Annotated in this window: 20 protein-coding genes; 10 read left to right on the top strand and 10 right to left on the bottom strand. The window is 62.9% G+C overall.

Features of this window, described 5'->3' with window-relative positions:
- Positions 1-132 precede the first annotated feature (132 nt).
- From cobT to ASD01_RS08245, 3 genes are all read right to left on the bottom strand, one after another.
- Entirely contained in the window at positions 133-2,028 is a 1,896-nt protein-coding gene (gene cobT, locus ASD01_RS08255; protein ID WP_034806554.1) for a cobaltochelatase subunit CobT, read from the bottom strand.
- Between the two features lie 105 nt (positions 2,029-2,133).
- A complete protein-coding gene (gene cobS / locus ASD01_RS08250) occupies positions 2,134-3,129 on the bottom strand; it encodes a cobaltochelatase subunit CobS (RefSeq protein ID WP_034806552.1) in 996 nt (331 codons plus the stop codon).
- A gap of 74 nt (positions 3,130-3,203) precedes the next feature.
- Positions 3,204-3,839, bottom strand: a complete 636-nt coding sequence (locus ASD01_RS08245; protein WP_034806549.1) for a J domain-containing protein — start codon at positions 3,837-3,839, stop codon at positions 3,204-3,206.
- Between the two features lie 145 nt (positions 3,840-3,984).
- Here ASD01_RS08245 and ASD01_RS08240 point away from each other — a divergent pair, with 145 nt between their 5' ends.
- On the top strand, positions 3,985-4,266 hold the full coding sequence (locus ASD01_RS08240) for a BolA family protein (protein ID WP_034806546.1): 282 nt from the start codon (positions 3,985-3,987) through the stop codon (positions 4,264-4,266).
- A 15-nt stretch (positions 4,267-4,281) separates the two neighbouring features.
- Here ASD01_RS08240 and ASD01_RS08235 read toward each other — a convergent pair whose 3' ends face one another.
- From ASD01_RS08235 to ASD01_RS08225, 3 genes are read right to left on the bottom strand one after another with little or no spacing between them, the layout of a single operon-like run.
- Positions 4,282-5,589, bottom strand: a complete 1,308-nt coding sequence (locus ASD01_RS08235; RefSeq protein WP_034806542.1) for an HlyC/CorC family transporter — start codon at positions 5,587-5,589, stop codon at positions 4,282-4,284.
- The gene (gene aroB / locus ASD01_RS08230) at positions 5,586-6,719 is read right to left on the bottom strand and encodes a 3-dehydroquinate synthase (RefSeq protein WP_034806539.1); all 1,134 of its coding nucleotides are present in this window, start codon (positions 6,717-6,719) and stop codon (positions 5,586-5,588) included. Before aroB ends, ASD01_RS08235 begins: the two co-directional genes overlap by 4 nt.
- Complete coding sequence (locus ASD01_RS08225) at positions 6,712-7,302, bottom strand: shikimate kinase (protein WP_034806536.1); 591 nt, start codon at positions 7,300-7,302, stop codon at positions 6,712-6,714. Before ASD01_RS08225 ends, aroB begins: the two co-directional genes overlap by 8 nt.
- Positions 7,303-7,537: 235 nt before the next feature.
- Between ASD01_RS08225 and ASD01_RS36150 the strand changes: the two genes are divergently transcribed.
- From ASD01_RS36150 to ASD01_RS08200, 5 genes are all read left to right on the top strand, one after another.
- Positions 7,538-7,687, top strand: coding sequence for a hypothetical protein (locus ASD01_RS36150; protein ID WP_034806731.1), 150 nt, complete (start codon positions 7,538-7,540; stop codon positions 7,685-7,687).
- Positions 7,684-8,640: a site-specific tyrosine recombinase XerD gene (locus tag ASD01_RS08215; protein ID WP_034806533.1), complete on the top strand. Its 957-nt coding sequence runs from the start codon at positions 7,684-7,686 to the stop codon at positions 8,638-8,640. The genes ASD01_RS36150 and ASD01_RS08215 overlap by 4 nt, the downstream gene beginning before the upstream one ends.
- Before the next feature lie 64 nt (positions 8,641-8,704).
- On the top strand, positions 8,705-9,658 hold the full coding sequence (locus ASD01_RS08210) for an acetyl-CoA carboxylase carboxyltransferase subunit alpha (protein WP_034806530.1): 954 nt from the start codon (positions 8,705-8,707) through the stop codon (positions 9,656-9,658).
- Between the two features lie 280 nt (positions 9,659-9,938).
- Positions 9,939-11,381: a L,D-transpeptidase family protein gene (locus tag ASD01_RS08205; RefSeq protein WP_034806527.1), complete on the top strand. Its 1,443-nt coding sequence runs from the start codon at positions 9,939-9,941 to the stop codon at positions 11,379-11,381.
- Positions 11,381-11,617 (top strand): sulfurtransferase TusA family protein, encoded by a 237-nt coding sequence (locus ASD01_RS08200; protein WP_034806524.1) that lies wholly within the window; start codon positions 11,381-11,383, stop codon positions 11,615-11,617. The genes ASD01_RS08205 and ASD01_RS08200 overlap by 1 nt, the downstream gene beginning before the upstream one ends.
- Before the next feature lie 45 nt (positions 11,618-11,662).
- Here ASD01_RS08200 and ASD01_RS08195 read toward each other — a convergent pair whose 3' ends face one another.
- Complete coding sequence (locus ASD01_RS08195) at positions 11,663-12,826, bottom strand: CobW family GTP-binding protein (RefSeq protein WP_060528853.1); 1,164 nt, start codon at positions 12,824-12,826, stop codon at positions 11,663-11,665.
- Positions 12,827-12,838: 12 nt separating this feature from the next.
- On the bottom strand, positions 12,839-13,909 hold the full coding sequence (locus ASD01_RS08190; RefSeq protein ID WP_034806728.1) for a D-alanyl-D-alanine carboxypeptidase family protein: 1,071 nt from the start codon (positions 13,907-13,909) through the stop codon (positions 12,839-12,841).
- Between the two features lie 201 nt (positions 13,910-14,110).
- Between ASD01_RS08190 and ASD01_RS08185 the strand changes: the two genes are divergently transcribed.
- Together ASD01_RS08185 and ASD01_RS08180 are read left to right on the top strand one after the other, a co-directional pair.
- Positions 14,111-15,274, top strand: coding sequence for a M20 aminoacylase family protein (locus ASD01_RS08185; RefSeq protein WP_034806520.1), 1,164 nt, complete (start codon positions 14,111-14,113; stop codon positions 15,272-15,274).
- Between the two features lie 19 nt (positions 15,275-15,293).
- Entirely contained in the window at positions 15,294-15,758 is a 465-nt protein-coding gene (locus ASD01_RS08180) for an Lrp/AsnC ligand binding domain-containing protein (RefSeq protein WP_034806518.1), read from the top strand.
- A 68-nt stretch (positions 15,759-15,826) separates the two neighbouring features.
- On the opposite strand, the gene ASD01_RS08175 is transcribed toward ASD01_RS08180, so the two are convergent.
- Complete coding sequence (locus ASD01_RS08175; RefSeq protein WP_060528854.1) at positions 15,827-16,879, bottom strand: NAD(P)-dependent alcohol dehydrogenase; 1,053 nt, start codon at positions 16,877-16,879, stop codon at positions 15,827-15,829.
- A gap of 217 nt (positions 16,880-17,096) precedes the next feature.
- Here ASD01_RS08175 and ASD01_RS08170 point away from each other — a divergent pair, with 217 nt between their 5' ends.
- Positions 17,097-18,035, top strand: coding sequence for an AraC family transcriptional regulator (locus ASD01_RS08170; RefSeq protein ID WP_034806513.1), 939 nt, complete (start codon positions 17,097-17,099; stop codon positions 18,033-18,035).
- A 30-nt stretch (positions 18,036-18,065) separates the two neighbouring features.
- Here ASD01_RS08170 and ASD01_RS08165 read toward each other — a convergent pair whose 3' ends face one another.
- Entirely contained in the window at positions 18,066-18,500 is a 435-nt protein-coding gene (locus ASD01_RS08165) for an Lrp/AsnC family transcriptional regulator (RefSeq protein WP_034806510.1), read from the bottom strand.
- A 126-nt stretch (positions 18,501-18,626) separates the two neighbouring features.
- Between ASD01_RS08165 and ASD01_RS08160 the strand changes: the two genes are divergently transcribed.
- On the top strand, positions 18,627-21,683 hold the full coding sequence (locus ASD01_RS08160) for an aminotransferase class III-fold pyridoxal phosphate-dependent enzyme (RefSeq protein WP_034806506.1): 3,057 nt from the start codon (positions 18,627-18,629) through the stop codon (positions 21,681-21,683).
- Positions 21,684-21,791 lie beyond the last annotated feature (108 nt).

The raw sequence follows: 21,791 nt of genomic DNA, 5'->3' as shown, positions 1-21,791 counted from the left end.
TGAGCCCGCCACGCATGGTAGCTTGGTAGACTGTAAAACTATGTCCGTAAATTGACTTCGGCCGCCAGCGATGCGTGCAGGTGCCGATTGGCAGCTCGGAGGCGATGTTCCACCGCCCCCAAGGGGGAAGCATCACCCGGCGCGGCGAAGACGCGAAGAACCGCGGCGCTGGCTTTCGTCCTCGAAGAGTGCGGCCAGCTGTTCGGTCATCGCGCCGGCAAGCTCATCGGCATCGACGATGGTGACGGCACGGCGATAGTAGCGCGTCACGTCGTGGCCGATACCGATCGCCAGCAGTTCCACCGGCGAGCGCGTTTCGATCTGCTCGATGACCGCGCGCAGGTGACGCTCCAGATAGTTTCCTGGATTGACCGACAGCGTCGAGTCGTCGACCGGCGCGCCGTCCGAAATCATCATCAGGATGCGCCGCTGTTCGCGCCGCGCCATCAGCCGCTCATGCGCCCAAATCAACGCCTCGCCGTCGATGTTTTCCTTGAGCAGGCCTTCCCGCATCATCAGGCCGAGATTGCGTCGTGCCCGGCGCCACGGAGCGTCGGCAGACTTGTAGACGATGTGTCGCAGGTCGTTGAGGCGACCCGGGGCCTGTGGCTTGCCGCCGGCCAGCCACTTCTCGCGTGACTGCCCACCCTTCCACGCCTTGGTGGTAAAACCGAGGATCTCGACCTTGACGCCGCAGCGCTCGAGCGTGCGCGCCAGGATATCGGCGCAGGTGGCGGCAACCGTGATCGGACGGCCGCGCATCGAGCCGGAATTGTCGATCAGCAGCGTCACGACGGTATCGCGGAAGTTGGTGTCCTTTTCGCGCTTGAAGGAAAGCGGCTGCATCGGATCGATGATGATGCGCTGAAGCCGCGCCGAATCGAGATACCCCTCTTCGAGATCGAACTCCCAGGAGCGGTTCTGCTGCGCCATCAGGCGGCGCTGCAGCCGGTTGGCAAGGCGGCCGACCGCGCCTTGAAGATGGGCAAGCTGCTTGTCGAGGAAGGCGCGCAGCCGGTCGAGCTCGGCCTCGTCGCAAAGCTCTTCCGAGGCAATCGTCTCGTCGAACTCGCGGGTGAAGACGGCGTAGTCGACCTTCTCGTTGAAGTCGGCGAAGGGCTGGTTCGGACGCTTGACCTCGCCGGGCGTTTCGCTGTCCTCGTCGCCTTCGTCCTGGAGATCGTCGTCGGAGATCTCCGCGCCGTCCATCTCGCCTTCTTCCATCTGCTCTTCGGCAGCCTGGTTCTCGTCGGCGGGTGCGGCATCGTCGCCGGCTTCCTCGTCGCTGGCGTTCTCGTCCTGCTCCTGGCTGCGCGGCTGGTCTTCGTCGGTCTCGCTTTCCTGCTCGTCCGGCTCGTTGTCGTCGTCACCGTATTTCTCGGCGACTTCCATCGAGGTCAGCATGTCGCGAACGACCCGGGCAAAGGCCTGCTGGTTGTTGATCGTCGACGACAGGTGCTCAATGTCGCCGGCAGCCTTGCCCTCGATGAACTCGCGCCAGAGGTCGAGCACCTTGCCGGCAGACGCCGGCGGCTTCTGGCCCGTCAGCTTCTCGCGCACCAGCAGCGCTACGGCCTCGCCGAGCGGCGCGTCCGCCTGGCGCTCGATCGTTGCGAAATTCGCCTTGGCGTATTTCTCTTCGAGCATGACGTTGAGGTTCTTGGCGACACCCGCCATGCGCAACGACCCGATCGCCTCGACACGAGCCTGCTCCACCGCATCGAAGATCGCGCGGGCGTCCGCCCCTTGCGGCGACATGGTCGCGTGGATCCGCGCATCGTGACAGGCCTTGCGCAGCGCCATGCTGTCACCGAGCCCGCGGGTCACGGCAAGTTCCTGCAGGGTCGGGCGCTTGGAAAGTTCCGGCAGACGGATGCGTTCGCCGGTCATGCCCGGCCGCTCGTTGGCGAAGGCGACTTCCACCTCGGCATCGCCCGCGATCGATCGGATGCAGCCGGAAAGCGCCCGCTTGAACGGTTCCGCAGCATTCTCGCGCGTGGTTGGCTTTGCCTTCGAATTCGAGCTCACGACAGTTCCTTCTTCAGCCAGAGGCGACGGCGCCCCAGTGGGGCGTCATCCGGTTTGCCACAGCGTCATGACCCGCCCTCCCAAAGGGGACGGCAGGCCGTGGGATCAGGCGGTGGCTTCGAGCACGATGTTGGCAGCGCTTTCCTTCAGCTCGATGCCGAAGGCGCGCTGGTAGTGCTCGGCGACCAGCGCCCGCTCCAGCTCGTCGCACTTGTTGAGGAAGGTCACGCGGAAGGCGAAAGCGATGTCGCCGAAGATGTGGGCGTTCTCGGCCCAGGTGATGACCGTACGCGGGCTCATGACAGTCGAGAGATCGCCATTGATGAAGGCTGCGCGCGTGAGGTCGGCGACACGTACCATCTTGGAGACGGTCTCGCGGCCCTTGTCGGCGGTGAAGCCCTTGACCTTGGCGGCGACGATGTCGACTTCCTTGTCGTGCGGCAGGTAGTTCAGCGTGGTGACGATCGACCAGCGGTCCATCTGCGCCTGGTTGATCTGCTGCGTGCCGTGATAGAGGCCGGTCGTGTCGCCGAGGCCGACGGTGTTGGCGGTCGCAAACAGGCGGAAGGCCGGGTGCGGACGGATGACACGGCTCTGGTCGAGCAGCGTCAGGCGGCCGGAGGATTCCAGCACGCGCTGGATGACGAACATGACGTCCGGGCGGCCGGCATCGTATTCGTCGAAGACGAGCGCGACATTGTGCTGGTAGGCCCAGGGCAGGATGCCGTCCTTGAATTCGGTGACCTGCAGGCCGTCCTTGACGACGATCGCGTCCTTGCCGACGAGGTCGATACGGCTGACATGGCTATCGAGGTTGACGCGCACGCACGGCCAGTTGAGGCGCGCGGCGACCTGCTCGATATGGGTGGACTTGCCGGTGCCGTGATAGCCCGACACCATCACGCGTCGGTTGTGGGCGAAGCCTGCGAGAATGGCGAGCGTCGTTTCGCGGTCGAAGAGGTAGTCCGGATCCAGATCCGGGACATAGGCGTCGCCCTTCGAATAGGCAGGAACGCGCAAATCCGTATCAATACCGAAAACCTCCCGGACGGAAATCGTGGTGTCGGGGAGGTTGGAAATGTCGAGGTCAATCTTGCTCATCATGTCTCCAGAGCGGCCACCGGACGGCACCCGCGCATTCGCCTGCAAAAGTGCTTCTGTATTAATCCGGGTTGTTAGCAGAAACCAGCCTGTTTTAACAATTGGTAGGCCTGAATAACCGCGCGAAAACGCTCTTCCGATCCTCTATCTCCGCCATTGGCATCGGGGTGATGCTTCTTGACGAGGTCCTTGTAGGCCGCCTTGATGTCGGCAGTGGTCGCCGAGGCTCCGAGACCAAGCGTTTCGAAGGCCTTCGCCTCGAGCGTCTTCAGCTTGCGCTGGCGTGGCTCGGGACGACCGGATCGCGCCCGCGCCTCGCTGACAAAGCCGAAGGGATCGCGCATGCGGGCCTGGGCGCCGGCAGAGCCAGACCGCGTCTGCGACTGGGTCGGGCCGTTCTTGGCGTTCTTGTTGACGCCGACGGTCCAGGTGGGCCGATGACCGGTGATCGCTTCCTTCTGGTAGCGGGCGACCTCGCTGTCGGAGAGGCCGGAGAAGAAGTTGTAGCCCTTGTTGTATTCCTTCACGTGCTCGAAGCAGAACATGAAGTACTGCCCCTCGGCGTTGCGACCGACGGGCGCCCGGTGCACACCCTTCTGATCGCAGCCGTCCCACTGACAGACGGGAGCCGCCGGCTCTGCCTGCGGCTCGACCTTGCGCCGGGTTCGAATGCGATCGAAGTATTTTGAATCGAGTCTCATGGCGCTCATTATGGGGTTTGGCGGGAGTCACAACAAGAATTGACAAAGCGGAATGTTGCTGGCTTTGTGCGGGCATTTTGCGCCGCCGTGCCAGCGATTACCGGGTTCTTAACTGCGAGGGGGCGCCAAGCAAACAGCAAAATGGGACGGAAGAATGTCGCTCACCGAGACCATCGAAAAGAAGCTGATCGAGGCCTTCCACCCTGAACGGCTCGAGGTCATCAACGAGAGCCATCAGCATACCGGCCATCAGCCGGGCTTCGATGGTACCGGCGAGTCCCACATGCGGGTGCGTATCGTTTCTAGCGCCTTTGCCGGCATGAGCCGTGTCGCCCGCCACCGCGCCATCAATGATCTCCTGAAGCCAGAACTCGACGCCGGCCTGCATGCGCTCGCCGTCGAGCCGGCAGCCCCCGGCGAGCCGACCCGCTGGTAGAGGCAATCGCGGCCATCACGCCGGCGGAGCACCCTCTTCCGCCGGACGGATGCGCAGCTTGGTAATGCGGTTCTTCACCCGCTTCATCACGATGAAGCGTTTGCCGTGGAAGGTGAAGGCCTGGCGCTCCTCCGGAATGCTCTTGGACTCGTGGATGACCAGACCGGCCACCGTCGTCGCCTCCTCGTCCGGCAGCGACCAGTCGAGCGCGCGGTTGAGATCGCGGATCGGCACCGAGCCATCGACGACGATCGAGCCATCGGCTTCCTGGCGCACGCCCTGAATGTCGAGGTCGTGCTCATCGGCGATATCGCCGACGATCTCCTCCAGAATGTCCTCCAGCGTCACCAGACCCTGAACCTGACCATACTCGTCGACGACGATCGCCAGATGCAGTTTGCGACGCAGGAACGCGTTGAGTTGATCCTTGAGGTTGGTCGTGTCCGGCACGAACCAGGGCTTCTGCGCGATCTTGACGATATCGAGGTTTTCCGGCTCGACATTTGGTTCGGCCAGCGCCCTCAGCAAATCCTTGGAATGCACGACGCCGATGATGTTGTCGGTCGACCCGCGCCAGAGCGGCAGCCGCGTGAACGGGCTTTCGAGAATATCGCGGACGCAGGTTTCCGGCGGCTCGTCGGCATTGATCGCCCGCATGCTGGTGCGGTGGATCATGATGTCGGAGATTTCAAGCTCGCCAAGATCGAGCACGCCGCCGAGCCGATCGCGGTCGGCCTTGATCACCGAGCCCTCGCGGTGCAGCAGGTCCACGGCGCCGCGCAGTTCCTCATGCGCCGACAGCATAGACATGTCGGAGGCCAGGTTGATGCCGAAGATGTTAAGCAGGCGCCGGACGATGCCGTTGACGAGGCTAGAAACCGGGCCGACGACGGCGACGAAGAGACGGACGAGCGGTGCCACGGCAATCGCGAAACGATCCGGCGAAGCAATCGCCCAGCTCTTCGGCAGTACTTCCGAGAAGATGACGAGCAGCACGGTCATGGCGAGTGTGGCGATCGCCACGCCGCTGTCGCCGAAGAGACCGATCAGCAGGCTCGTCGTCAGTGACGAGGCAAGAATGTTGACGAGATTGTTGCCGATCAGCAGCGCGCCGATCAGCCGGTCGCGACGCTCGATCAGCCGGTTGACGATGCCGGCGCGCTCTTCGCCGTTATTTTCCAGCGTATGCATACGCGAGCGCGACGCGGCGGTCAGCGCCGTCTCCGAACCCGAAAAGAAGCCCGAAAGCACAAGCAGGCAGAAGACTGACAGGATCGACAGCCAGTACTCCGCCAGGAAGGCAATGAAGGCTTCGCCGGTCATTGCGGGTGCTTTTCCCTCAGGAAGCTCAGAACCTCGGAGGATGGGACGTCATCAGCGACGAAGGACTGGCCAATACCCTTCGTCAGGATGAAGGTGAGCTTGCCGCCCTTGACCTTCTTGTCCTGGGCAATCGCGTCCATCAGCCGTTCTGCCGGAGGCAGTGTACCGGGAATTTCCGACATGCGCGTCGGCAGGCCGACGGCCCTCAGATGCGCCTCGACACGGGTTGCATCGTCGGCGCTCGCAAGGTTCATGCGCGTCGAGAACTGATGCGCCAGCACCATGCCGATCGAAACGCCCTCACCGTGCACCAGCCGGGCGCTGTCGTATTCGGTCGCCGCCTCCAGTGCATGGCCGAAGGTGTGGCCGAGATTGAGCAGCGCGCGCAGGCCATTTTCGCGTTCGTCCGCCGCCACGACGTCCGCCTTGGCCTGGCAGCTGACTGCGATCGCCTCAATGCGGGCGCTACCCCCCGCAAAGACCGCCTGCCAGTTGTTTTCGAGCCAGGCAAAGAAGTCCGGCTTGTCGATCAGCCCGTATTTCGCGACCTCGGCATAACCGGCGCGGAATTCGCGCTCGCTCAAGGTGTCGAGCACGTCGGTGTCCGCCAGCACCAGATCCGGCTGGTGGAAGACACCGATCAGGTTCTTGCCGTGCGGCGAATTGATGCCGGTCTTGCCGCCGACGGAGGAATCCACCTGCGCCAAGAGCGAGGTCGGTATCTGGATGAAGCGCGAGCCGCGGCGCACGATGCCGGCGGCAAAGCCGGTGAGGTCACCGATGACGCCACCGCCAAGCGCGATCACCGCATCGTTGCGCTCGATCCGGGCGCCAAGCACCGTTTCGCAGACCGGAATCAGATGTTCGAAGCTCTTGGTCTTTTCGCCGGCGGGAAGCACCAGCGACACGGCGTCGATGTCGCACTCCCCAAGGCTCGCCATGAGCGGCTCAAGGTAGCGCGGCGCGACGTTCTCATCGGTGATGACGGCCATCTTGCGCCCCTTGAGGCGGGCGGCGATTTCCTCACCGGCCGCCGCAATCAGCCCGGGACCGATCAGGATGTCGTAAGAACGGTCACCGAGGTCGACACGGACCTTGCGTTCGGCTGCAGGCATCGCATGGCTATTCATGGGTCTTCTTGTCCTGGTACTCGATGACGGCGGTGAGGACATCCTCGACCATCGTCTCTTTCTTCACATCGCGCGACAGCACCGTCAGGTCCGCTTCGGCGTAGATCGGGTAACGCGCATTCATCAGGTTTTCGAGCGTCTGCTTCGGGTTCTCGGTCTTCAGCAGCGGCCGGGTGTCGCGCTTGTTGACCCGCTCCCAGAGCACGTCGAGCTCGGCGTTCAGCCAGACCGTCAGGCCACCCTTCTTGATCTGGCGGCGCGAGCGCTCGTTGATATAGGCGCCGCCGCCGGTCGAGACCACGCGCGGACCGCTGCGCAAGAGCCGCTTCAGCACCCGCGTTTCAAGCGCCCGGAACTCGTCTTCGCCATAGCGGGCAAAGAGATCGCTGATCGTCATGCGCGAGACGCGCTCGATCTCATGGTCGGAATCGACGAAGGGAATGCCAAGCGCCTGAGCCGTCAAACGACCGATTGCCGATTTGCCGGCGCCCATCAGGCCGATGAACACGAGATTACGTTTACCGAGTACAAGCTTCGCCCGCTCGGCAAGCGTTGCGGAAACCGGTTCGATCACGTCGTTCATTGGACTTCTTATTCCCCATTCCCTTTCGGTATCGACAAATCGGGGTGTAGCGTCAAGTCGTCGCTCGCGTCCGCTCACGGTTCTTGAACTCGGCGGAAGCGGCGTTCATATAGGTCTGGCACCCGCCACAGCGTCGCGCGCTCATTCCGAGCGCCTGAAACGCACTGGCCGTTTGAACGCCTGCATGTATCCTTACGTCCGCTTCGATCGAAAGGCACATGCAGAGGAGATTGAAATGCCGACCCTCTTCCGGTTCCTGTTCTTCTGCGCCGTAATTGCCGGGATAGTGTACGGCACGATGATCTCTCTCGTCACCTTCGTCGAGCCGACGGAGCGCGACGTCACCGTGAAGATCCCGTCCGAACGGGTGAACAAGACCCAATGAGCGATCTTTCCGCCGCCCATGTCGAGGCTTTCCTCGAAATGATGAGCGCCGAGCGGGGTGCAGCGGTCAATACGCTGCAATCCTACGAGCGTGACCTCGAAGATGCCTCCTCGCATCTGCGCACGCTCGGAACCGGGCTGACCGGGGCGACACCAGATGACCTTCGCGGGTATCTCGCCCATCTCGCCGGTCAGGGCTTCAAGGCCTCCTCGCAAGCGCGGCGGCTTTCGGCGCTCAGGCAGTTCTACAAATTCCTCTACGCCGAAGGCATGCGCGGCGACGACCCGACCGGGATCCTCGACGCGCCGAAGAAGGGACGTAGCCTGCCGAAGACGCTGAGCGTCGACGACGTCTCGCGCCTGATCGGCCAGGCGGAGACCGAGGCGGCAGCCGGCGGTACCGACCACCTCGCCAAATTGCGCATGCATGCGCTGATCGAACTGCTCTATGCGACCGGCATGCGCGTCAGCGAACTCATGTCGCTGCCCGCAAGCGTGCTCGCCCAGAACGGCCGCTTCCTCGTCATCCGCGGCAAGGGCAACAAGGACCGCCTCGTTCCGCTATCACAGGCAGCGATCCGGGCCATGCGGGCCTATGGCGAGGCGCTCGCCGAGGAGATTGCGCGCGAGGAAAGTGGCAACCGAGAGAGCCCGTGGCTCTTCCCCTCCTCGGGCAAGCAGGGATTCCTGCCGCGCCAGGTTTTTGCCCGCGATCTGAAATCGCTGGCCGCGCGCGCCAGCATTCGCGTCGCCACGATCTCCCCGCACGTGCTTAGACATGCCTTCGCCAGCCACCTGCTGGCCAATGGCGCCGACCTTCGCGCGGTGCAGGAACTGCTCGGTCACTCGGACATTTCAACGACACAAATCTATACACATGTTCTGGAAGAACGGCTGCACAACCTGGTGCAAAACCATCACCCTCTTGCCAAACAGGCGAAAAAACAGGATTAGGACCGCCGGGCAGGCTGGTTTCGGCCCGCAGACCCTTGTCGCAAAATGATCGGAAACGCATCTCATGCACAACTATCTCGATTTCGAAAAGCCCATCTCCGACCTCGAAGGCAAGATTCTCGAATTGAAGAAGCTCGCCGGCGAAGACGAGAGCGTGAACACTTCGGATGAGATCGAACGCCTGGAGACGCGCGTCCGCGACGCGATGGTCGAGATCTATTCGAAGCTGACGCCGTGGCAGAAGACCCAGGTCGCCCGCCACCCCTCGCGCCCGCACTTCCTGGATTATGCCGCCGAGCTCTTCACCGAGTTCACGCCGCTTGCCGGCGACCGCAACTTCGCCAACGACGACGCCATCCAGGCCGGCCTTGCGCGCTTCCGCGGCATGCCGGTCGCCGTTCTCGGCCAGGAAAAGGGCAACGACACCAAGTCGCGCATCAAGCACAATTTCGGCAGCCCCCGTCCGGAAGGCTACCGCAAGGCGATCCGCGTCATGGAAATGGCTGACCGCTTCGGCCTGCCGCTGATCACGCTGGTCGATACCGCAGGCGCCTACCCGGGCGTTAACGCCGAAGAGCGCGGCCAGGCGGAAGCGATTGCCCGCTCCACCGAGATGTGCCTCAACGTTCGCGTGCCGATCGTCACCGTCGTCATCGGCGAAGGCGGCTCCGGCGGTGCGATTGCGATCGCCACCGGCAACCGCGTGTACATGCTCGAGCATGCGATCTACAGCGTCATCTCGCCGGAAGGTGCAGCCTCTATCCTGTGGCGCGATTCCACCCGCGCCAAGGAAGCGGCCAGCAACATGAAGATCACGTCCGAGGATCTGAAAGCGCTCGGCGTCATCGACGGCATCATTCAGGAACCGGTCGGCGGCGCGCACCGCGACCCGAACGCGGTCATCGGCCGCACCGGAACCGTGATCGCCGACGCGCTCAAGGAACTTTCCGGACGCGATGGCGACCAGTTGCGCACCGATCGCCGACAAAAATATCTGAATATCGGCCGTAACCTCTAAGCCGGATCGGCAGTCCTTAAGCGGGAGCGGGGTGGAAATCCCACGACCTTCCCCTCGCCCGATCTGATGGCCCGCGATTGCGGAAGCGGATTTCGCAACTGCAAAGCGGAGTGTGGCCAAATCTTGGCCATATTCATGAGGTCATGAACAGCGCATCGGCAGGGCCACCCTGCAGGGTTAAGAATTCGTGAAGTATAATCGCTTAGTGATTCTCTAAAAGGCCCACCCTCGCGGACTTGGGCTTTCCTAGTCGAGTTTGGGTTTGAACGGGCCTCTGCTGATGCGTTTCTGGAACCTTTTAGCTTCCGCCGCCATTGTCGCCGCGCTTGCCGGCTGCACCAACGAAACGCTGGATGCGACGACATCGGTCGATATCAAGTCCGTCAGGAACAAGACCGAGTATCAGGTCTCTGCCCCGATGGTCAAAAAGATGAGCGAGCTCGGGATGCAGAAGCAAGCCCCGATCGCACTGCGCATCTTCAAGGAAGAAGGCACGCTCGAGGTCTGGAAGGCCAATACCGCCAACCGCTTCCAGCTTTTGAAGACCTACAAGATCTGCGCCTGGTCCGGCAAGCTTGGACCCAAGGTGAAGGAAGGCGACCGGCAGGCGCCGGAAGGCTTCTACCCGCTCTTCCCGCGCCAGATGAACCCCAATTCCAACTACTATCTGGCGATCAACACCGGCTATCCCAACGCCTACGACAAGGCGAACGGTCGCCAGGGCACACACCTGATGATCCACGGCGCCTGCTCGTCGTCGGGCTGCTACTCGATGACCGACGAGCAGATGATCGAGATCTTTGCGCTCGCCCGCGATAGCTTCAAGGGCGGCCAGGAAAGTGTTCAGCTGCAGGCCTTCCCCTTCCGCATGACCGCGGAGAACATGGCGCGGCACCGCGACAATCCGAATATCGACTTCTGGAAGATGCTGAAGGTCGGCTACGACCAGTTCGAAGTCACCAAGCGTCCGCCGGAAGTCAATGTCTGCGAGAAGAAGTACGTCTTCAACCAGCAGGCCTCCGGCCCGTTCAATCCGGGTGGCCAGTGCCCCGCCATGTCGACGCCGCCGGCCCTGCAGGTGGCGATGGCGAGCTTCGAAAAGAGCTACCAGACCGACTACGACAAGGCGATGAAGAAGTATGACGGCATGGTCTGGTACGAACCGAGCGAAGCCGAGCGCAAGGCGATCGTCGCCAAGCAGCGCGTCGGCCGCGAACTCGCCTATGCGCCGACCGGCAACTCGCTTGACGCCGGCAAGATGATGAAGGCGAGCGATCTCGAAAAGAAGATCGCCTTGCAGAAGGAAGCGGAAGAAACCAAGCAGGCCGTCGAGATCCAGAAGAAGGAACTCGAAAAGGCGACCGATGGCGGCAAGCACGTCCCGGTCCCGGCCGCCAATCCCATTCCGCAGCCGGTGATGCAGGCGGCCGTCGAGCAGCCGAAGAAATCCTTCTGGAGCCTGTTCTCCAAGAGCGAGCCGGAATTGCAGATGCCGGCCCCGGTCGTCATCACGCCTGAACAGCAGGCTACTGCCGCGCCGCTGACGCAAGCCGCCCCGGCAACGACGGCAAAGCAGGCGAAGGCGCCGGCCCCTGCCGCCCAGCAGCAGGCCGCTGCCGTGACCACGGCAACGACACCGTCAGCCGATGCGGCCGTCGAAGCGCCTGTTATGACGGAAGAGCCGCCGAAGAAGCGGCCGTTCTGGAAGATCTGGGGCAATTGATGCCGGACGAACAGAAGATCGTCTATGACCTGAGGGGGCTTAAATGCCCCCTTCCCGTTTTGAAGACGCGTAAACGCATGACTTCGCTGGCGCCGGGCGCTTTGCTGGAGATTGAGACCACCGATCCGCTGGCGGTGATCGACATTCCACATTTCTGCAACGAGGACGGCCACAAGCTTGTAGAGGCCGCACCCGCCGACGGCGGCCACCGGTTCCTCATCCGCAAGGGCGCGTAAGACGCCACGTCTGCCGCGCGGCAACGCTTCGATTACTGAGGCGATTTAGAACCGCATGCCTGGCACGGCGAGCGGATTGTCGGACAAAGCTTGGGCGTCTGGCCGGTCGATGCGCGGCTTGCCGGTGAACGCGTCGAAGAGGTCGCGGACGAAGGCCTCTTCCAACCCCTTGGTGATCAGCACCATGCGCGTGCGACGGTCGTTCGGGTCCGGCCAGGCGGCGAGCCGCTCCGGCGTGTGGAAGACGTTCTGCACGCCATGCAGCACCAGCGGCCGGTCCGGCCTGTCGGCAACCGCGACGATCGCCTTCATCCGGAGCAGCTTCTCGCCATGCGCCGAGCGCAGGAGATCGATGAACATGTCGAGCGCCATAGGCTCGATCGGCCGGTCGTGCACGATGCTGAAGGAGCGGATGTCGCCGCCATGTCGCGTCACATCGTGATGGTGATGATGATCGTGCCCATGATCATGGTGGTGATCGTGGTCGTGATGATCGTGACCGTGGTCATGGTCATGATCATGGTGGTCGTGGTGCGCCTCGTCCTGCAGCCAGCGGCCGACATCAGCGATCTTCGACGAGGGGTCGTAGAGGCCACAATCGAACAGCTCTGCGTGCCCGGCTTCGGCGCTGTCGCCATCGATCAGCGGCGCGCGCGGATTGAGCGCGCGGATCCGCGCCGTCAGCGCATCACGCTCCGACGTTTCGGCAAGGCCTGTCTTGCTGATGACGATGCGATCGGCAACGGCAATCTGCTTCAGCGCTTCCTCGTGATTGGCGATCGTCTGCAGGCCGTTGACGGCGTCGACGACGGTGACCACGCCATCCAGCCGGAAGTTCTGCGCAATGACCGGATTGCCGATCACCGATTGCAGCACTGGCGCCGGGTCGGCAAGGCCGGTGGTTTCGATAACGACGCGCTTCAGCGGCTTGATCTTGCCGGTCTGCATGCGGTCCATGAGATCGGCAAGCGTATCGACCAGTTCGCCACGCACGGTACAGCAGAGGCAGCCGTCGGAAAGCTCGATGACCCCGTCGCTGGAGGCTTCCACCAGCAAATGATCGATCGACACGTCGCCGAACTCGTTGATGATAACGGCCGTATCCGAGAGATCGGGATCCTTCAGCAGCCGGTTGAGCAGCGTCGTCTTGCCCGCACCAAGGAAGCCGGTAAGGATCGAGACCGGCACCGCCGACAAGGGACTAACCATCATGCACTCCGATCAGAAGGTCGGCCGCGGCACCGGGATCGGCACATTGGCGACATCGCCCTGGCCGGCCGGGTCGCCGGCAAGCTTCGGCGCTTTTTCGCCGCTGCCGGCGATCAGCCCGGCGAAGGCAAGCTTCAGTGGCCGGTTGATTTCGTGGATATAGGGCGAGAGCAGCTTCTGGCGGCCGGCTTCGTCGCGACCCTCGCTGCGAACCTTCGCGGCCGCCTTCGAGCAGATCTGCTTGCTGACATCGGCCACCATGTCGCGCGTCTCGCCATAGGCCGGGATCTGCACCAGCGACGGCTTGCCGTTGCCGTTCGTCGTCAGTGCCATCTGCAGGAGCCGTGCGGACTCATCCGCACGCGCACCGAGGCTGTCCTCGCCGAGCACGACCGAGACGACGCTGCGCCCCTCGCGGGTGGCGGATGAAACCTGGTTGAAGCCGGAGGCGCAGATGAAGCCGGTCTTCATGCCGTCAGCGCCTTCGAAGCGGCCGATCAGCATGTTGTAGTTCGGATAATCCTTCTTGCCGGTGGTGAAACCTTCCAGCGAGAAATAGGAGGCGTATTGCGGAAACTCGCGCTTGAGCGTGATCGCGAGTACCGCAAGGTCGCGGGCGGTCGTGTACTGGCCGGGACCAGGCAGACCGTTGGGATTGATGAAGTTCGAGGAGGTCATGCCGATGCGGCGGGCCTCGGCATTCATCCGCTCGATGAAGGCGGGCTCCGAACCGGCGACCGTTTCGGCGATCGCGACCGCAACATCGTTTGCCGACTTCACCAGCATCATCTTCAGCGCGCTGTCGAGCGTCATCGCCTGGCCGGGCTTGTAGAACATCTTGCTCGGCGGCTCGGCGGCGGCGTTCTTGGTCATGATGACCGGGCTCTCGAGCGTGAGCTGACCGGACTTGATGGCGCGGAAGGCCGTGTAGGCCGTCATCAGCTTGGTCAGCGACGCCGGATACCATTTCTGGAAGATATCCTGGTGCTCGTAAACCTTCAGCGAATTGACGTCGACGACCAGCCTTGGATTGGCCGCAGCCGGCAGCGCCGCAAGAAGTGTGGCGCATGTCGCCGCCGTCACTCCGAGCGCCTTCATCTTGCCACGCGTGAAAAATCCTGCTGTCACCACGATAGGACCTCGAAAATCCGCTGTTGCCTCGTCTCGTCCGGCTATTTAGCCTATATGGCGAGGAGATGGCAAAGCCCATTCACGGGCAGTCGTGCCAATCCACACCGATACGCAGATACAATTAGTGATCGAACAGACCGACAGGACGAAACGATGCCGATACTTAACCGTGCCGCCGAGCTCCAGAATGAAGTCACCGAATGGCGGCGCCACCTGCACAGGAATCCGGAGCTCCTGTTCGCGGTCGAAAATACGGCAGCCTTCGTCGAAAAGAAACTGAAGGAGTTCGGCGTTGACGAAATCGTGACGGGGCTTGGCCGCACCGGCGTCGTCGGCCTCATCCGCGGCAATCTCGGCGCGGGCCGCACCATCGGTCTGCGCGCCGACATGGACGCGCTGCCGATCACCGAGACGAGCGGCAAGGACTGGGCCTCTGAGACATCCGGCAAGATGCATGCCTGCGGCCACGACGGCCACACGGCCATGCTTCTCGGCGCGGCGAAGTATCTCGCCGAAACCCGCAACTTCGCCGGCCAAGTCGCGGTCATCTTCCAGCCTGCAGAAGAAGGCGGCGGCGGCGGCAACGAGATGGTCAAGGACGGCATGATGGAGCGCTTTGCCATTGCCGAAGTCTACGGCATGCACAACATGCCGGGCATGCCCGTCGGCCAGTTCGGCAGCCGCGTCGGCCCGATCATGGCCTCGACCGACGAGTTCACCATCACCATCAAGGGCCGCGGCGGCCATGCGGCCCAGCCGCACAAGACGATCGACCCGATCATCGTCGGAACGCAGATCGTGACCGCCTTGCAGACGATTGCGTCGCGCACAGTCGATCCGCTCGCCTCCGTCGTCGTCTCCGTCACCAAGTTCAATGCCGGTTTCGCCCACAACGTCATTCCGCAGGAAGCCGTGCTTGGCGGCACCGTGCGCACCCTCATGCCTGAGGTGCGCGAGATCGGCGAAAGCCGCATCCGCACGATTGCCGAGGGTGTTGCCCAGATCTACGGCGCGACCGTCCAGGTCTCCTACAACCGCAACTATCCGGTAACTGTGAACCATGCCGACGAGACCGGTTATGCCTTGCAGGCGGCAGCCGAGATTGCCGGTGCCGGCAATGTCCAGCCGTCGCTCGATCCGATGATGGGCGGTGAGGATTTCTCCTACATGCTGCTTGCCCGCCCCGGCGCCTTTATCTTCATGGGCAACGGTGACACCGCCGGGCTGCATCACCCGGCCTATGACTTCAACGACGAGGCGATCCCGCACGGCATTTCCTACTGGGTGAAGCTCGCGGAAACGCGGCTTGCCGCCTGAGGCACGGTTGGGAGGCACGATGCATCAGATCGACAAGATTGACCGACGAATTCTCAACATTCTCCAGGCGGACGGCCGCATCACCAATCTGGAGCTTGCCGATCGCATCGGCCTGTCGCCGACCGCGACCAGCGAACGTCTGCGCCGGCTGTTGAAGGAAGGATACGTCTCGGGCTTCGGCGCGCGATTGGACCCGCAGAAGCTCGGCTTCGGGCTGCTGGTCTTCATCGAGGTCATGCTCGACAAGACGACGCCCGACGTCTTCGACCAGTTCGCCGCCGCCGTCAAACAGGCGCCGGCCGTGCTCGAATGTCACATGGTGGCAGGCGGCTTCGACTATCTGGTCAAGACGCGGTTCGAGGACATGGCGGCCTACCGCAACTTCCTCGGCCAGGTTCTCTGGACGCTCCCGGGCGTCAAGGAGACCCGCACCTATGCTGTCATGGAAGAGATCAAGAACGACGGGCCGCTGCCGCTGGTGTGAGCCTCTGTCGCAGAAAAATAAAAGAACGGCCCGGGATCTACACAGATCCCGGGCCGTCTGCTTTCAGCTTAGGCGGCGTCCTGCAGCGATGCCATGTCGATGACAAATCGATAACGCACGTCGCTCTTGACGACGCGTTCATAGGCTTCGTTGATCTCTTGGATGCGGATCGTTTCGATTTCCGAGACGATGTTGTGCTCGCCGCAGAAGTCGAGCATTTCCTGGGTCTCCTTGATCGAGCCGATCATCGAGCCGGAAATGCTGCGGCGCGCCGGCACCAGCGAGAAGGCATGCACCGGCACGGCGTTCTCCGGAATGCCGACCAGCACCAGATCGCCATCGACCTTGAGCAGGTTGAGGTAGGCGTTCCAGTCGATCTCGGCGGCAACCGTGCAGATGATCAGGTCAAACGTGCCCGCCAGCGCCGTGAAGGTCTCGGGGTCGTTGGTGGCATAGTAGTGATCGGCGCCGAGCTTCAGCCCGTCTTCCTTTTTGGAAAGCGTCTGGCTGAGAACGGTCACGTCTGCGCCCATGGCATGCGCCAGCTTGACGCCCATATGTCCGAGACCGCCCATGCCGACGATCGCGACCTTCTTGCCGGGACCGGCCTTCCAGTGGCGCAGCGGCGAATAGAGCGTGATGCCGGCGCAAAGCAGCGGTGCCGCAGCGTCGAGCGGCAGGTTCTCGGGGATCGACAGAACGTAGCCTTCCTTGACGACGATGCTGTCGCAGTAGCCGCCCTGGGTCGGTGTCTTGCCGTCGGCTTCGACGCCGTTATAGGTCACGACCAGGCCGGGCATGTAGTGTTCCAGATCCAGATCGCGGGTAGCGCAGGTGGTGCAGGAATCGACGAAGCAGCCGACGCCGGCGCGGTCGCCGACCTTGAACTTGGTCACCTTGGAGCCGACCGCCGTGACGATGCCGACGATCTCGTGGCCCGGAACCATCGGGAAGGCCGAGTTGCCCCATTCGTTGCGGGCCTGGTGGATGTCCGAGTGGCAGACGCCGCAATATTTGATCTCGATCACCACGTCGTCGTCGCGCGGTTCGCGGCGTTCGAAGGTGAAGGGCGTCAGCGGCTTCGACGCATCGGTCGCCGCATATCCTCTTGCAATGGCCATCAGTCTGTCCTCATTTTGGGAAAGGGTGCAGGTCCGGAGGGAGCCCGGCCTGACGCATCAGAACTATGAGGGTGCGCACGCTGCAAGCGTTAGAGCGATCCTGCAAAGTTTTTGCACGATCCTACAAGATTGACAGCGACATCCTGGAGATGGCACGTCGAGACCCTATCTGAGCGTTGCCTCGCACAACGCTAAGCCGCTGGAAAGACCTGAGATTATGACAGCCACGCGACAGACCGCCCGTCCCGAGATGATCGACGTCATTGCCCGGTTTGCCAAAACCGACGGTGATCACATGACGCAGATTGCCGGCCTGAGCCTGCACCGCCACGGCGGCGACGCCCCGGTCAACTGCTCCGCCTACAGGCCGAGTTTGGCGATCATCGTGCAAGGAGCAAAGCGCGTGGTGCTCGGCGAAGAGACGCTGATCTACGGCGCCTCGGATTATCTGCTGACGTCGATCGACCTGCCGGTTCTGTCCCAAGTCTGCCAGGCCTCTGCAGACGAGCCCTATCTCAGCATGGCCTTCACGCTCGATCCCGGTAAGATCCAGGCGCTGCTTGCGTCCCTGTCGCAGCTGCCGACACCCGCCGCCTCCGTGCGCGGCATGAGCGTCAGCAAGATCACTGTCGAACTCGAAGATGCCGCACTTCGCTTGCTGCGTCTGCTCGAGCGGCCGGACGATATCCCTGCGCTGCTGCCACTGATCGAGCAGGAAATCCTCTACCGGCTTTTGACCGGGCCGCACGGCCATCGCCTCAGACAGATGGCGACGACCGACAGCCAGCCGCATCAGGTCGGCCGCGCAGTCGCCTGGCTGAAGGAACACTATTCGCGGCCCTTGCGGATCGACGATCTCGCCAACCGTGTTTCCATGAGCGTCTCGTCGCTACACCATCACTTCAAGGCGATCACCGCGATGAGCCCCCTGCAATACCAGAAACAGCTTCGGTTGCAGGAGGCCCGGCGGCTGATGCTGGAGGAGAGTCTCGACGCCGGCGATGCCGGCCATCAGGTGGGTTATGAAAGCCAGTCGCAGTTCAGTCGCGAATATGCCCGCCATTTCGGCGAGCCACCGATGCGCGACATCGGCCGCGTGCGCCGCTCGCTGCTCGAACGGCTTGCTCCGCAAGCGGAGATGCTGAGCGAGGGCTGACGAGGCGCCCTCGGTTCCGCTGGCGGCGTATCAGCTTCGCTCGATATCCCGCCTAAGCACGATCGAGGTGGTCAGATCCTCGACATTGTCCATCGTCGCCACCTCGTTGCGCAGCTCGTTGAGCGCATTGATCGAGCCGACCTCGACCTCGACGACGAGATCCAGCTGGCCGCTGACGGAGGACACCTTGCGGACCGCAGAGAAACCGGCAAGCCGGTCGAGCACGCCGATCGATGGCGTGCGCTTCAGCGTCACCAGCAGAAAGGCCTGAATCGTGCCCTCGTCCAGCTGGCCGATATCGGCGCGATAGCCGCGAATGACGCCGGCCTTTTCCAGTCGCGTGACCCTCTCGGTCGTCGCGCTTCTGGAGAGCCCGATCCGGCCCGCCAGCGACTTCATCGGGATCCGCGCCTCCTGCGACAGAATGCTGAGGATGGTGCGGTCGATCGCGTCGATGTCCTGCATGTCCCCTCCTCCGTGCCTGCCGACAAGATGACGGTTATTATAAACATAGTGCCGGTGCAACCGGCATATTGCCGGATGCATCGGAGCACAGCCCATGCAAATCTCGTCATCGAGATGAGGATCCCCATGAACGATATGCTGAAGACCACGCCCGACTTTTCGACCGAAGCGGCAGCCGCCTTGCTGAAGGAGCATTACGGCCTCTCCGCTACGCTGTCGCTGCTTGCCAGCGAACGCGATCAGAACTTCAAGGTCGAGGCTGAGGACGGCAGCATCTCCATTCTGAAGATCATCAATGGTGCCGAGCCCGAGGTCGAAAGCGATTTCCAGACCGCACTGCTCAGCCACGTCGGCGCCCATGCCGCCGACCTGCCGGTGCCGCATATCCGCCCGACGCTGTCAGGCGCGAGCCTTGCTTCGACCACGAGCACGCGCGGCGTCACCCACCGCCTGCGGCTCGTCAGCTGGGTCGAGGGCCTGCCGCTTGCCGAAACCGGGCGCAACGATGCGGCGCTACAGTCGCTCGGACGGATGCTCGGCCGCTTCGATGCCTCGCTCAAGGGCTTCATGCATCCGGGCGCGCTACGCGATCTCGACTGGGATATCCGCCATGCCGGCCGCTCGACCGACCGGCTGCACCACGTCACCTCGGCCGAAGACCGTGCCTTGCTCGAACGCTTCCTTGTCCGCTTCGAAAAGTCCGTGGCGCCACGGCTTGCAACCCTCCGCGCCGCCGTCATTCACAACGACGCCAACGATTGGAACGTCCTGGTCGATAAAGTCGATCACGACACCATTTCCGGCCTCATCGATTTCGGCGACGCCCTGCATGCGCCCGTGATTGCAGAGGTGGCGATCGCCGCCGCCTATGCCGGGCTCGACCATCCCGATCCGATCGGCGCCGCTGCGGCAATCGCCCGCGGCTTCCATGCGGAGTATCCGCTGGCGGAAGAAGAGGTCGATCTGCTCTTCGATCTCATCGCCATGCGCCTCGTCACGTCGGTCACGATCTCGGCGTCCCGTCGCGCCCATACCGACGACAATCCCTATCTCGCCATCAGCGAACGGCCGGCCTGGACGCTTTTGCGCAAGCTCGACCGGATGAATCCGCGTTTCGCCACCGCCATCCTGCGGCATGCCTGCGGCTTCGAGGCAACATCCGGTGCCCGCAAGGTTTCCGCCTGGATCAACGCGAACCGCAAGTCGCTGAAGCCACTGCTCGAACGCCCCGCCGCCACCTATCCGGCAGCGCTCGTCCCCTATGGCGACCCCACCCACCCGATGACGATAAAATCCGCTGGCGAACAGCCGGATGAAGCCCAGGCGATCTGGGAAGACTATTGTCGCGCGCATGGCGTCGAACTCGGCATCGGACCTTTTGGCGAGGAACGCACCGTCTATGCCGGCGAGATGTTCGTCTCGCGCTTCATCGACCACACCCGCCGCACTCGCCATCTCGGGCTCGACCTGTTCATGGCCGCCGGCACCAGGCTCTACACCCCGCTTGCCGCAACCGTCGTCAGCGTCGAGATCGAGAAGGACCCGCTCGGTTATGGCTGCCTGATAGCACTTCGCCATGAGCCCGAGGGATGCCCGCCCTTCGTCACGCTCTGGGGTCATATGGCGCACGAAGCCATGGGACGCATCAAGGCCGGCGACCGGCTTGCGGCCGGCGCGCTTGTCGGCGAGATGGGAGCGCCGAAGGAAAATGGCGGCTGGGCGCCGCATCTGCACCTGCAGCTTTCGACCGACACCGCTCTGTCGGCGACCGAAATCCTCGGCGTCGGCGAGCCGCAGTTCCTCGACGTCTGGACCGAACTCTTCCCCGATGCGCGCACTTTCGCCGGCATCGCCGAGGAGTTCTACGAGAAGAAAGGTCGTTCGCACGAGGAGATCGTCAAGCGCCGCAAGGAATTGCTCCTGCCGAACCTTTCGATCTCCTACGACAAGCCGATCAAGTTCGTGCGCGGCGAAGGCGTCTGGCTGATCGACGACAGCGGCCGCGCCTATCTCGATTGCTTCAACAACGTCTGCCACATCGGTCACGCCCATCCGGCAGTGGTCGAGGCGATGGCAAAGCAAGCGGCGATCCTCAACACCAACACCCGCTACTTGCACGACAACATCGTCGCCTATGCCGAGCGGCTGACGGCAACGCTGCCGAAGGAATTGACGGTCGCCGGTTTCGTCAACAGCGGTTCGGAGGCCAATAGCCTGGCGCTGAGGTTGATGCGCGCCCATACGGGCCGCGAGAATGCGATCACGCTCGACTGGTCCTATCACGGCACGACGCAGGAGCTGATCGACATCAGCCCCTACAAGTTCCGCCGCAAGGGCGGCAAGGGTCCGAAGCCGCATGTGCATGTGGCAACCATTCCCGACAGTTACCATGCGCCGGCCGACTGGCCGGCCGAGGAACACGGCAAGCGTTTTGCCGAAAGCGTCGCCGAACTGATCCAGGCCATGAAGGCCAAGGGCGAAGGCCCGGGCTTCTTCATCGCGGAATCGATCCCGAGCGTCGCCGGCCAGGTGTTCCTGCCGGAGGGCTACCTGAAGGAAGTCTATCGCCTCGTACGCGAGGCCGGCGGCGTCTGCATCGCAGACGAAGTGCAGGTCGGTTTCGGCCGCGTCGGCAGCCATTGGTGGGCCTTCGAGACCCAAGGCGTCGTGCCTGACGTCGTCACCATGGGCAAACCGATCGGCGACGGCCATCCGCTCGCAGCCGTCGTCACCACCCGCGAGGTGACCGACAGCTTCAACAACGGCATGGAGTATTTCAATACCTTCGGCGGCAACCCGGTCTCCTGCGCCGTCGGTCTCGCGGTGCTTGACGTGATCGAAGGGCAGGATCTGCGCGGCAATGCGCTTTCGGTCGGCAACTATCTGATAGATGCCTTCCGCGCCATGCAGACCCGCTACGAGGTGATCGGCGATGTGCGCGGCATGGGTCTCTTCCTCGGCATCGAACTTGTCACCGACCGCAAGACCAAAGCACCGTCAACCGAATTCGCCCGCGCCGTCTCCAACGGCGCCCGCCGCCGCGGCGTGCTGATGGGCACCGAAGGCCCGCATGACAACATCTTGAAGATGCGCCCGCCGATGATCTTCTCGAAACGCGATGCCGATCACCTGCTCGCCGTGCTCGAAGAGACTTTTGCGGACGTCGCAAGGACGCTCGGTTAAGGCCGGGTCGAACAGCAGAAAAACCAAACGCAATGACCGGGATGCCCGACACGCATCCCGGCACGAAGACGCATGCCCTAAAAACATCAATGAGGAGAACAGGACAAT

It is taken from the genome of Ensifer sp. Root423 (assembly GCF_001426275.1).
In the GTDB taxonomy this organism is placed as follows: domain Bacteria; phylum Pseudomonadota; class Alphaproteobacteria; order Rhizobiales; family Rhizobiaceae; genus Ensifer; species Ensifer adhaerens.
Note: the sequence above shows the minus strand (reverse complement) of the source record. Positions and strands in the feature narration are given on the sequence as shown.